Origin of the sequence: Psychrobacter sp. Choline-02u-9 (assembly GCF_002836505.1) — a bacterium.
Classification (GTDB): domain Bacteria; phylum Pseudomonadota; class Gammaproteobacteria; order Pseudomonadales; family Moraxellaceae; genus Psychrobacter.
The window spans coordinates 169988-182215 of record NZ_PJBF01000058.1 but is presented as its reverse complement, the minus strand read 5'-3'; the positions used below and the strand labels follow the sequence as shown (position 1 = coordinate 182215).

At 40.8% G+C, this 12228-nt stretch carries 12 protein-coding genes; 4 read left to right on the top strand and 8 right to left on the bottom strand.

Annotated elements, in window-relative coordinates; all coding sequences use genetic code 11:
• Positions 1 to 10: 10 nt before the first annotated feature.
• Positions 11 to 727, bottom strand: coding sequence for a YggS family pyridoxal phosphate-dependent enzyme (locus tag CXF69_RS10905; RefSeq protein ID WP_219621250.1), 717 nt, complete (start codon positions 725 to 727; stop codon positions 11 to 13).
• A gap of 353 nt (positions 728 to 1080) precedes the next feature.
• On the opposite strand from CXF69_RS10905, the gene CXF69_RS10900 reads away from it, so the two are divergent.
• Positions 1081 to 2136 (top strand): type IV pilus twitching motility protein PilT, encoded by a 1056-nt coding sequence (locus CXF69_RS10900; protein WP_057758253.1) that lies wholly within the window; start codon positions 1081 to 1083, stop codon positions 2134 to 2136.
• Positions 2137 to 2268: 132 nt separating this feature from the next.
• Positions 2269 to 3390: a PilT/PilU family type 4a pilus ATPase gene (locus CXF69_RS10895; RefSeq protein ID WP_102078087.1), complete on the top strand. Its 1122-nt coding sequence runs from the start codon at positions 2269 to 2271 to the stop codon at positions 3388 to 3390.
• A gap of 126 nt (positions 3391 to 3516) precedes the next feature.
• Here CXF69_RS10895 and fur read toward each other — a convergent pair whose 3' ends face one another.
• Positions 3517 to 3951, bottom strand: a complete 435-nt coding sequence (gene fur / locus CXF69_RS10890) for a ferric iron uptake transcriptional regulator (protein ID WP_057758249.1) — start codon at positions 3949 to 3951, stop codon at positions 3517 to 3519.
• A 317-nt stretch (positions 3952 to 4268) separates the two neighbouring features.
• Between fur and CXF69_RS10885 the strand changes: the two genes are divergently transcribed.
• The gene (locus CXF69_RS10885; protein ID WP_102078086.1) at positions 4269 to 4688 is read left to right on the top strand and encodes an outer membrane protein assembly factor BamE; all 420 of its coding nucleotides are present in this window, start codon (positions 4269 to 4271) and stop codon (positions 4686 to 4688) included.
• A 33-nt stretch (positions 4689 to 4721) separates the two neighbouring features.
• Here CXF69_RS10885 and CXF69_RS10880 read toward each other — a convergent pair whose 3' ends face one another.
• From CXF69_RS10880 to CXF69_RS10865, 4 genes are all read right to left on the bottom strand, one after another.
• A complete protein-coding gene (locus CXF69_RS10880) occupies positions 4722 to 5093 on the bottom strand; it encodes an RnfH family protein (RefSeq protein WP_228706778.1) in 372 nt (123 codons plus the stop codon).
• The gene (locus tag CXF69_RS10875; protein WP_102078085.1) at positions 5081 to 6214 is read right to left on the bottom strand and encodes a hypothetical protein; all 1134 of its coding nucleotides are present in this window, start codon (positions 6212 to 6214) and stop codon (positions 5081 to 5083) included. Before CXF69_RS10875 ends, CXF69_RS10880 begins: the two co-directional genes overlap by 13 nt.
• A gap of 354 nt (positions 6215 to 6568) precedes the next feature.
• Complete coding sequence (locus CXF69_RS10870) at positions 6569 to 7237, bottom strand: c-type cytochrome (RefSeq protein ID WP_101205531.1); 669 nt, start codon at positions 7235 to 7237, stop codon at positions 6569 to 6571.
• Between the two features lie 318 nt (positions 7238 to 7555).
• Complete coding sequence (locus CXF69_RS10865) at positions 7556 to 7891, bottom strand: c-type cytochrome (protein ID WP_057758239.1); 336 nt, start codon at positions 7889 to 7891, stop codon at positions 7556 to 7558.
• A gap of 404 nt (positions 7892 to 8295) precedes the next feature.
• On the opposite strand from CXF69_RS10865, the gene yihA reads away from it, so the two are divergent.
• Positions 8296 to 9066: a ribosome biogenesis GTP-binding protein YihA/YsxC gene (gene yihA, locus CXF69_RS10860; RefSeq protein WP_102078084.1), complete on the top strand. Its 771-nt coding sequence runs from the start codon at positions 8296 to 8298 to the stop codon at positions 9064 to 9066.
• Positions 9067 to 9189: 123 nt separating this feature from the next.
• Here the strand turns inward: yihA and CXF69_RS10855 are convergent, their stop codons facing one another.
• Positions 9190 to 9897, bottom strand: a complete 708-nt coding sequence (locus CXF69_RS10855; RefSeq protein ID WP_102078083.1) for an HAD family hydrolase — start codon at positions 9895 to 9897, stop codon at positions 9190 to 9192.
• A 133-nt stretch (positions 9898 to 10030) separates the two neighbouring features.
• Complete coding sequence (locus CXF69_RS10850) at positions 10031 to 11041, bottom strand: RluA family pseudouridine synthase (protein WP_102078082.1); 1011 nt, start codon at positions 11039 to 11041, stop codon at positions 10031 to 10033.
• Positions 11042 to 12228: the final 1187 nt, after the last annotated feature.

The following is a 12228-nucleotide window of genomic DNA, read 5'->3' as shown; positions in this document are numbered from 1 at the left end:
TCATATCGTTTTAAGCACGTTGACCAAAGATAGCGGTGCCGACACGTACCATCGTTGTGCCGTTTTCTATCGCTTCTGCCATATCGCCACTCATACCCATACTAAGCGTATCCCAATTATTCAATTCTGGACAATCGGCTTTGACCTCTTCAAACAACTGCTTAGTTCGAGCAAAGGCTTCCGTATTCTCTTTAGCAGGAATAATCATCAAACCTCGCAGTTGTAAGCGCTCGTACCCTTTGATCGCTGTTATCAGTTCTGGCAACTGAGCTGGCAAACATCCGGATTTGCTATCTTCGTTATCGATATTTAATTGGATCAGCACATTCAATGGTGGCAGGTCAGCTGGTCGCTGGTCATTCAATCGTTTGGCGATGATATCGCGCTCAACCGTTTGCACCCAATCAAAGTGCTCTGCAATGTCACGTGTTTTATTACGTTGAATACTACCGATATAATGCCAAACGATGCTCTTGCCTACAGGTTGAGCTTTAAGATTAGTAATTTTTTCGATGGCTTCTTGTAGATAGTTTTCACCAAAATCACGCTGTCCCTGCTTTGCTAAAGTTGCGATCATGTCAGCAGGTTTCGTTTTCGAAACAGCTAACAGCATAATATTGTCAGCCTGTCTGTCAGCGTGATTACATGCTTGCTTCATCTGTTTACTAACTTGCTGCCAATTATCGATCAGTGTCATTTCATCAATATTGCCATTCATTTCCTTCATATTTTGCCCTTATTGCTTGATTAATTTTTTGAAATTTTTTTCTGCAATTTTTATTATAAAAAACATAACTATCCGATTCTTAAAAGTAAATTAGAAATAACTTCTATGAAAATTATTTCAAAACGATACAGTTCTGGTTTTTCTTAATTTAGTAGATGGTTAAATACTCACAGTCTTGTTATGATATTGTTACATGCTTTAACATATGCTGCTGAATATGCTAGTGATGGTAAAGACCTGTACTGGTGAGCTTCGTATCATCTCTCATTATACTAAGGCTATCGATAAATAGTTTACCACGTACTTTTATAGTGTTTTGTCTTACCTAGACTAAGTGATAGGAATATTAAATTATGGCCGAAAAAAACAATCTTAATATCGAAGACTTACTGCGCTTTACCGTTAAGCATAAGGCGTCAGATTTACATATTTCAGCGGGTATGCCGGCAATGATACGTGTTGATGGTGAAATGACCCGTATCAATATGCCAGAGATGACCCATCAGGTCGTGCATCAGCTTATTTATGACATCATGAATGATAAGCAACGTGCTGACTTTGAGGAGTTTTTTGAAACGGATTTTTCTTTTGAAATTCCTAATCTAGCACGTTTTCGTGTCAACGCTTTTAATCAAAACCGCGGTGCAGGCGCTGTATTTCGTACCATTCCTTCTAAAGTATTAACGATGGAAGACTTAGGTATGGGCGATGTCTTTAGACGCGTTTCAGACTTTAAGCGTGGTGTGGTTTTGGTCACGGGCCCAACCGGCTCAGGTAAATCGACAACACTTGCGGCGATGATTGACTATATTAACGAAAGCCGTAAAGAGCATATTTTAACTATCGAAGACCCGATTGAATTTGTGCATCAATCTAAGAAAAGCTTGATCAACCAGCGTGAAGTACACCGTGATACTTTGGGTTTTGAGCCAGCATTGCGCTCTGCCCTACGTGAGGATCCTGATGTTATTTTGGTCGGTGAGCTGCGTGACCTTGAGACCATCCGCTTAGCACTTACAGCGGCAGAGACCGGTCACTTAGTGTTCGGTACCTTGCATACCAGCTCAGCGGCTAAGACAATTGACCGTGTTATTGATGTATTCCCTGCTGCTGAAAAAGACATGATCCGCGCTATGTTGTCAGAATCATTGCAAGCTGTTATTTCACAGACATTGCTACGTCGTCAAGCAGGTGGACGTATAGCCGCCCATGAAATCATGATAGGTACCCCTGCTATCCGTAACTTGATACGTGAGAACAAAATCGCTCAAATGTACTCTGCCATCCAAACAGGTGCAGGCGATGGCATGATCACCCTTGATCAGACGTTAAAGAACTTGGTAAGTAAGGGAACCATTAGTAAAGATGTTGCACGTCCTTATGCCAAGCAACCCGAGGCATTTTTATAGTATTGATAGATAGTACTAACAGATACCACTAAAAATAATAAACAACTTATGGTCTCTGTAATTACTCTCTTACTTTTTACTCACGTATTTAAAATATGATTTTAACTGACTTACATCTGTTACAGGTGCGATATGGACATTGATAAACTATTACAATTAATGATCAGCAAAAATGGCTCTGACCTTTTTATTACTGCTGACGTAGCACCTTCCATAAAAGTGAATGGAAAAATTTTACCTGTCGGTAGAACACCTTTGAGTGCTGAGCAAACCATGAGATTGGTCAAAGGTGTAATGACGCCAAGCCAGCAAAAAGAGTTTGAAGAAACAAACGAGTGTCAATTTGCCATCTCTGATGAAGCGCAGCAAGCACGCTTTCGAGTCAGTGCATTTATACAGCGTGATATGGCAGGAATGATTTTACGGAAAATTGAAAACAACATTCCAACGGTCGAAGAGTTACGTTTACCGCCAGCGCTAAAAGAATTGGCCATGAAAAAACGCGGTATTATTCTATTAGTTGGCGCAACGGGTACAGGTAAATCTACTACCCTTGCAGCAATGATAGGACATCGCAATCAAAACTCTCATGGTCATATTATTACGATAGAAGACCCTATTGAGTTTGTCCATAAACATCGCGGCTGTATTATTACCCAACGTGAAGTTGGTATTGACACCCATTCATTTGAAGCAGGCCTAAAAAATACGTTACGCCAAGCACCCGATGTCATCTTAATCGGTGAAATTCGTAACCGTGAAGTCATGAGTTATGCTATTCAGTACGCAGAAACAGGCCATCTAGTGTTTGCAACGTTGCACGCAAACAACGCTAACCAAGCAATCGATCGTATCATTCACTTCTTTGAAACCAATCGCCATAACCAGTTGTTTATGGATTTGTCGTTGAACTTGCAAGCTATTATCGCGCAGCAACTTATCCCCACACCCGATGGTAAAAGTCGACGTGCTGCTATTGAAATTTTGCTAAATTCGCAGCTGATCAGTGACTATATCCGTAAAGGGGAAGTTCATGAAATCAAAGATGTGATGACACGCTCACGAGACAGTGGCATGCAAACCTTTGATCAAGCACTTTTTGATTTGTACGAACAAGGAGAGATAACGTATAAAGAAGCGATTCTACATGCCGACTCCCCTAACGATCTACGCCTAAAAATTAAGCTCAGTAGCAAAAACGGTAAGGCTAATTTAGATGAAGGTGCTGATAGTTTATCGTTAGATGTGAGCTAAATTATTGCGCTTTCTACGCATAATAGACATATAAAAAGAAACCCTCGTTATAAATAACGAGGGTTTTTTATTGTTCGATATCGTAGTACTGATAGAAATAAGCGTTTCTACTTATACGCTAGATAATTACTTCGCGCTATCTCTACAGGCTTGATCCGCACAAATGCCATATAGCACGAGAGAATGCCCAGACAGTTTAAAGCCATGTTTTTCTGCCACTTTTAGTTGTTCTTCTTCGATGACTTCATTATGAAACTCTATAATCTTGCCACACACATCACAAACTAGATGATCATGATGCTCTTCTTGGGTAATCTCAAATACAGATAGATTGTTTTCGAAGTTATGACGCTCAACAATACCTGCTTGCTCAAACTGTGTTAGGACACGATATACAGTAGCAAGACCTACATCTTCACCTTGCTCGATAAGTGCCTTATACACTTCTTCTGCACTCATGTGATGCAGCTCTGCGCTTTCTAATAGCTCTAAAATTTTGATACGAGGTAACGTGACCTTGAGTCCTGCTCTACGTAAATCTTGATTAGTAAAAGAAGCCATAATATCCCTTTTGACTGTGACAGTCTTAACAAATAGAAAATATGAGATAAATAATCAACAAAGATTATTTTTATTTAATATAAAGTAAATGATTAATAATAAACTGATGAAACTTATGCAGACATCTCTCTTATTATTTTCTAAATATCGAGATGCAAGCCTATGAATTTAAAATATAATTAATCTAACTATTCAGATTGTGTTTGGTAAATAATGTCGTAAGTGGTAGGCAATTGCAAGTAAATGACGTATCATTTGTCCAAGATTGTCGGTCAGACTGGTACGACTTAACGCTGACCACACCTAATTCATTTCTTATGAGTCATCTTACCATGATAAAGACATTAAATTTCCGTCCGTTAAGCCACACAAGCGCATTACGTAAGATCGTTATCACCAGTATGCTTAGCGCTACTATTGCTATGTCTGGCTGCTCATTATTGAGTGTTTATAAGATTGATTTGCCACAAGGCACAGCGATTACGCAAACCCAAGCTCAAAAGCTAAAAGTGGGTATGAATCAAAACCAAGTTCTTTATACTCTTGGTAGCCCTGCGATTCGAGATACGCTTGAGCCTAAACGCTGGGATTATATCTATGACTACAAAGCAGGCACTGAAGGTAGCCGCAAAGGCATCGCAGATGTCAAAAACGCTAGCCAGCATTTAGTTGTTTATTTTGATGATAATGGTTTGGTCACGCGCATCGAAGGTATTGAGAGTCTGCCAGCATCATAGTTAGCGAAACCTATTGGCTTATATAATTAACGGTTAGCTACGAGATTTATTTTTGCGCTGAGACATAGGATCAGCGCTTAAACTGCGATATACCTCGATACGGTCAAAAGGCTGTAGCAAATAGCTTAATGGCTGTTTCTGTGCATAAATACCCACATGCCAACGTTTCGCAGTTGGCGTGGTGATATCTATTACTTGCTCACACCACTCTGCCAGTTCTGCAAATTTCTCAAGCCACCCTGCTTGCGCCAATGCTGCATACAAACTAGTACCTTGTCCAACCTGCAAAGCTAGATAATGCTGGCGCTGCTCATCTTGAGCATACGCCAGATATACGGTCATTAAGTTAGCTTGTGTAGACTGTGGCACACTGCTGTCACGACCTCTGACCGTTAGCTCAACCACTGCATCACCCAACCTATCAATGCTAGCAGCAATGCTAATGGTACGACTAAACGTATAGCCACTCGCCACAAGTTATAAACTGCTTCATTGCTAAAATTCAGTGACTTACGTAAATGGCTGATTTTCATCTGCCAACCCGCAAATACTGATAATAATAGTACAGCAATGCTACTAATAATAACCAAGATACCAACTAACCATGCTGTCGGAATCGCAACCACTAGTAATAACGCTACAGCAAAAGTGATTATCAAACTAACTAATAATCCAAATTTATGCGTTAACTGTTGCGTGCTGTAATGTAGCAAGTAACTGGCTACAAATAACACCCCACCCCAATATAACAGCTGTCCAATTGGCGGTAGCGACATACCACTAGTAAATAAAGCCACTACTCCTATCAGCAGTTGCAATACCCAAATCGGTAACACTAACTTGGTTGCACGGTACTCACGAGTAGCCACTCTGTTTTTTGGTTGCTGATTGTTGGCTTCTACCGCTGTGACTGTCTGCTTACTCACCAAGTTCTGACCGAACCAGTATAGTCCTGTACCCGCACCGACACTCACTAATGCTAGCGCGACTGCGCGTGCCCATTCCGTCAAACTGACATCCGTCATGGCAAAACCAGCACTTGGCACACCGTTTGCGAACCCTAGCAACAACCCTATTACCATCAACCCCAAACCAATAGGTAAAGGTGCAACACCCAGCAAGCTTAAGAGTAACGCAATGACCATCAGGCCTGCAGCAACTGCGAAGCTAGGCACATCGGGTACGCTATTTAGCTCAGTTAATGCAGACAATATACCCGTACTTGCGCCAGATATAACCAACGCTGCAATCAGAATAGAGACTAATGCCGCTAACCAACCAAAGCTGCGCCATATTGGACTGACATCTGCTTCACGAGTGAGCTTTTGCATACCCGCTAGAGGTCCTTCGACACTGCGATAGGCCAACGCTATTTCAGCGTAGACAACTGGCAGTGCAACCAATACCATGGCTAATAACCATAGTAACCAAAAATCAATCTCACCAATTGACGCAGGTGCAAACCAACGAAATAGCAATAGCGGTAGTAGCGCCGCGATAAAATAAGAAGCATAACGGATCATCATAATTTCAATCCAAACGATCTAATACCATTCACAAAAACTAGAGTAGCAAATAAAACAAGTGCAAGTACCACGCATGGTAGACCGAACATGTTTGACAAGGCTAATCGTATTTTGAAAATTGGTATAAAGTGAATAACGATAACTTATAATTATACAGAGCAACGACTGGCCTCTGTAAATGAATTCATCTAAATACTGTCTTAATATAAGGGACAAACAGTTATAAAAAAACCCCGAAATCGGGGTTTAGTCATTCAGATATAATCAATATGCGATTCAGTACTCAGTGGCTTCATTCAATAGCCTTCTATGCAAAGCAAAGCGTGTATCAGATATTGAATCAGTGCGAATCAATTAGTGAATAGCACTTACATAGTCTGACAAGATACGAATGTCACGATCTGATAGTTTCGATGCAACCGTTTGCATCATACCCATCTCGCCTTCTTTGGCTGCATCATTGACTCGTTTTTGATCATCGCTATCGATATCATCAACACGTCCAGCGGCACGGAACAGTTTTAGCTGAGTAGCAATATACTGAGCATGCTGTCCGCCTAGCTTTGGAAATGCAGCCCAAGTATTACCTGCAGCATCTGGACCATGACAGCCGGCACAGCCAATGACACCGCGCGACTTATCACCGCCCAAGAATAGCTTAGTCGCTTCTTGGTTGGTTGCAGGATTGCCGTAGCCAACGCCCCAAGGCGCTTGACTGGCATAGTAACCTGCTACGTTTGCTAGGTCTTGTTGAGACAGGTTAGCAACTTGTGACTGCATAATACCGTTTTTGCGATAACCTGCTTTAAAGTTGACTAGCTGTTTATATAGGTACTTTACGTTTTGGCCGCCAAGGTTTGGCTGTGCAGGAACAATGCTGACGCCATTAAGACCATGACAAGCAGCACAAACGGTTTCTGCAACTTTTTGACCTGCATTGACGTCATATTCAGGAACAATAATAGCAGCTTGTACGCTGAAACTTGCAACGCATAAGCTGGCAGCAGCGATTAACTTTTTCATTGATACAAATCCTACTAGCTCGGCGTAAGCATTATTTAGAGTGATTGCACTGGTAAGATACCTGATATAGCCGCCTCTTTAATCATGAGAATGGCGTATATTTTGAGGTCTTGGACACAAGCAGTCTGAAAGTACTTACTAACATCAGGGTTTATTTTCGATTATTATAGCAAGACTTTGTATCATTTGCCTACTTAATCATAGTATCCATCAGTTTTCTGGCAACACAATATACAATATGCTGCAAAAACAAAAAGCGCAGAGAGGTTATTAACCCAGCGCTTTATTTTATATGTTTAAATTATATTTATAAGTCGATTATTTGCTCATATATTCGATAAGTTTACGATAATCGTCATCACTACATTTGTCGCAAAGACCACCTGCTGGCATCTGTGGCATACCACCTTTGACGGACTTGATAAGCGTCGGCATACTTTTTTGTTTAATCAGCTGTTGCCATTTGGCACTATCACCTTTTTTAATGGCATTTAACGCCCCACTATCGTGACAGGCTGCACATGAGTTATTATAGGTAGTGGCGATATCCGCCGCACCTGCGCTGCTAATCATAATGCCACTTAATAATAGTGCAGCACTGCTAGCCGTTATAGCGCGATAACTCGTGCTAAGAAGTTTACTGATTGAAAACATAGAGCACCTCCTCGTGATATTTCACGTGTCTCATCAATCGTTCTATTAAACATCCTTCGTTAAACATTGTAACAATATATGTCATATAAACATAGATAATTTGGATATGGCTTTGTTAAAGCTGAGAACTTGTCTTAATGACAGGTCAACTTTAATGTTATCCTACTATTTATATGATGCTAATCGCAGTTATTTCAATAAGTAAGACGCGGAATAGTATAGAATAGCCAGTAATATTAAATAGCTACTTTTATGATTCACACATAATTGCATCGATGAAAAATAGCCTTTTACCTTGATTTACCTATCGCTTGACCAATTACTTGACCGCACCGATGACTTGAATCATCCGCTGACTAAAATTTTATAATCGCATCCAATTTTTTAAGATTAATGAGCCATTTATGAGTACCCCGTTTAACGATGTCGCCGCTGAACATGCTTTGTTCAATACCAAATCTCGTCAGAAAATTCAACAAACTGAGTTTATGATGTCAGCACCTACCTTTCGTCTCTGTCCGCCTGACATGGGATTGGAAGTCGCTTTTGCAGGTCGCTCAAATGCTGGCAAATCATCAGCCATCAACGCCTTAACCAATCAGCGTCAATTGGCTCGCTCGTCTAAGACACCTGGACGCACGCAGATGATTAACTTTTTTAGTATCGGTGATACTGACAGACGTTTGGTCGATTTGCCTGGTTACGGCTATGCAGCTGTTCCGCTAGAGATGAAAAAAGAATGGCAAGTTGAGCTAGAAGAATACTTGGTATCACGTTCAAGCCTTGCAGGTCTGGTATTGATGACAGATATTCGTCATCCGCTTAAGTTTTTTGATGAGCAAATGCTGCACTGGGCAAATGATGGTGAGCTACCAGTACATATTCTGCTGACCAAAGCAGATAAACTGAAGTACGGCGCTTCTAAAAATGCCCTCCTTGAGACTCGTAAAAGACTGAAAAAACTGGGCTTAAACTGTACCATTCAGTTGTTTTCGGCGCTCAGAAAGGAAGGTCTCGATGAATTGGCTGGGATAATGGGCAACTGGTATGAGTATCAGCTTGATGCAGACAAAATCATTGAGTCTTCTTTTGCATTGCTAGAAGGTGCTGAATTAGAAGACGCTATTGAAAAAGAAAGCGGTGAAAAAGAGAGCGTTGATAAAGAAAACAAATAAATATCGTTGTCTTTAATAAAAAGGGTTTATCGCTATTACGATAAACCCTTTTTTATTGCCTGTTTATTCACTCATTATTATTATCGTTATGTTATAAAAACAATAAGAATTATAAAAGTAGCTCTACCCGCATAGCAAATCCACTAGCGCTTGTGGAGTATCAACCTGATAGGTTGGATTTTGCGCAGCAAGCTCTGCACTCGTTGCCGTACCATAGTTCACCGCTATACTGGTCATGCCCAATGCTGTTGCCATTTGAATGTCATAGATACTGTCACCGATAAACACAGCATCAGAAACCTGCTGCTGCGTATAATCCAAGATATCGGTCAACATCTGCGGATCAGGTTTTGAGCCTGACTCATCAGCACAACGCGTAATCGCAAAGTAATCATGGCTATCGGAGGCATCTAATACACGATCTAGCCCTTTTCTTTTTTTGCCAGTTGCTACGGCGAGCGTTTTTCCCTGCTGCTGCAAAGTTTGCAACATATGCTCTATTGGTTCAAATAGCGGCGTACTGTGACTATTGGCAATATAGTACTCTGCATAGGTTTGCTGAATGGCAAGCAACTGCGCATCGTTTGCCTGCGGATATAAAATCTTAATGCCATTCATTAAACTCAGACCAATGATGTCTTTTACAGCTTTATCAGTCGTCTTAAACCCGTGTGTTTCCCCAGCCACATGCATAGAATCAACAATCAGGCCGATTGAATCCATTAACGTGCCGTCCCAATCAAAAATAATCAACGTCTTATCAGACAGATTGTGTTCTGCTAATGGTTGAGCATTTATAACACGCTCTGAAGTTGTAGCTGGTTTGGTCATGAAGTCACCTTAATGAATATTAATAATAAATAGCAGATACTAAAACGTCACGGCGGCTTATTCGTAAAAATAAGATATCGTGACGTTTAGGAAAGTACAAAAATAGTTTGGCTTAAGAGTTTATTTTGAAAAATTATTCAGGCAATTTCGTTGTTTCTGGTAGCCAATCTGCCATATCGTCTGGCAATGGCGCAGTAATGGTCTTGTAGCCTGGAATATCTAAGCGCCATGCATGTAGACACAGACGATGGACGCCTGATTTATCATGAACGTTATATTTGTCATCACCCAAGATAGCATGACCGATATGCGCCAAATGCACACGGATTTGATGAGTGCGACCCGTCAATGGCTTGGCTTCAATTAAGCTTACTGGCTGACTATTAATCATAAAGCGATCATGGATAACGATATCAGTCTGGCTTTCTTTCGCTTGTGGGTCTTGGCTATCTACTTTCACTCGGCGCTCACCACTAGCAAGCGTGTAACGTAGCAATGGTGCATTGATACGCTGCTCATTGAGCGCAGGTTGCCCTTTGGCAAGACACAGATAGTGCTTCTGAATGGTCTTGTCTACCAAATGCTGCTGCAATACTTTGAGCGTTGAGCGTTTTTTGGAAATCATCAGTAGCCCTGATGTGTCTTTATCAATGCGATGGATTAGCTCTAGGTATTTTTTACCCGTCACTTCACGCATGGCTTCGATAACCCCAAAGTCCAAGCCGCTACCGCCATGCACAGCGATACCAGAAGGTTTATTTAGCACTAGCAAACCGTCATCTTCATAGACCACGCGCGCCAGCAAGCTTTTGGCGAACTCGGTACTAATAATTGGTTTTTCGCGCGTTGCTAGCTCTACAGGAGCAATACGTACCACATCTTCACGCTGCACTCTATCGTGTGCTTTGCAGCGTTTATTATTAACGCGTATCTCATCTGAGCGAATCATTTTGTAGATATGTGATTTTGGTAAACCTTTTAAACGGTTTAACAAAAAGTTATCTAAACGCTGATCGTGTTGATGGCGCGTTACTTCGAGGTAGTTCACCTTACCGAAGTTGCTAATCTCATCGTCAGCGCTTTGTGGGCGTGTTTTGCTATTAAAAATAGCAGGGGCTTCATGGGTAGTAGCGTCGTCAGTCATTTTTGAGTTTGTCATTTTTAGTTAGGTATTTACACAAAGATTTGCTATAGTTTAGCATGTTGAGCGACAATTAAGCAGAGGCGACAGCAATAATCATTGTTGTTACAAATAGTTGACCACCGTTTTATTGCTTGTCAGTTTTCTATTACTTGCTAGTAAAGAGGTAGACACTATTTATCCTGCTGACCTGACACGTTTCATCTGATTTTAGGGCGCATTTTTATTTAGAGGTATTACTTACCAAATATAGCCCTACAAATTAAAAATACTGTACTGAATGTTATTCGGTACCATAAAATAAATAGTGACACTAAATACCATCGCGTTGATCACGCTGATAATAAATCAGCTTATTAACCGATTACCATACAACACTGACTCACTAATTGCATGACAACGACCGTACTCGATAACCAATCATTATTTAATGACTATTTATCTGATGGTTCTTTATGCCAGCATAGTTGAGCAAGTATGGGTAGTTTAACGTTAGGATCGAAAAGTAACTCGATAGCTGCCTAAGTATTGGTGGTCAAACAGATGACGATAACAATGTAAATACGATACCACGCTGACAAGCTGGTCCATTACTCTGTTTGCCAAGTACGCCCCGCTGATAACAAAAGCTGCGACACCTAACCTTGAGACACCCAAGATATTATTGACGCTATACAAAGAACGATAAACAAAGAGTAACCAATTGCTTCGCCTGAATAAACAACTGCTGAGTGACGCCACTATAATAGTAGCAATCATGACCGCGATATTATTGTTAGACTTTGATGGATGAATGGCAACAGCACTACGCCTTTTTAATATCAGTATTTTTTAGAACTGTAACTGACCCTCGCCCACGCTTACAACGTGCGCTGAAATCACTACCAATAGAACGTACTGAGAATAAGAGCGCTTTGACTCGCTGACCCAATCATATATGTACCAAGTTTACTGATGATAAAATATAAGTACCGTAGCCTTACACCCTATATTACTGATATTAATCTGAGCGCCGCTCATTACTTCAGGTAAAAAAGAAGCCATTGAAAAAGCCCATGTGCTTTATAAACCCACGATTTACGTTCTACCGTTAATGAACATCTACACACGCTAATCACAATATTAGCCACACTTGCCACTATGTCCTAAAGACTGTCTTATCGTTGTCATGCGTACTCATAGGATACAAA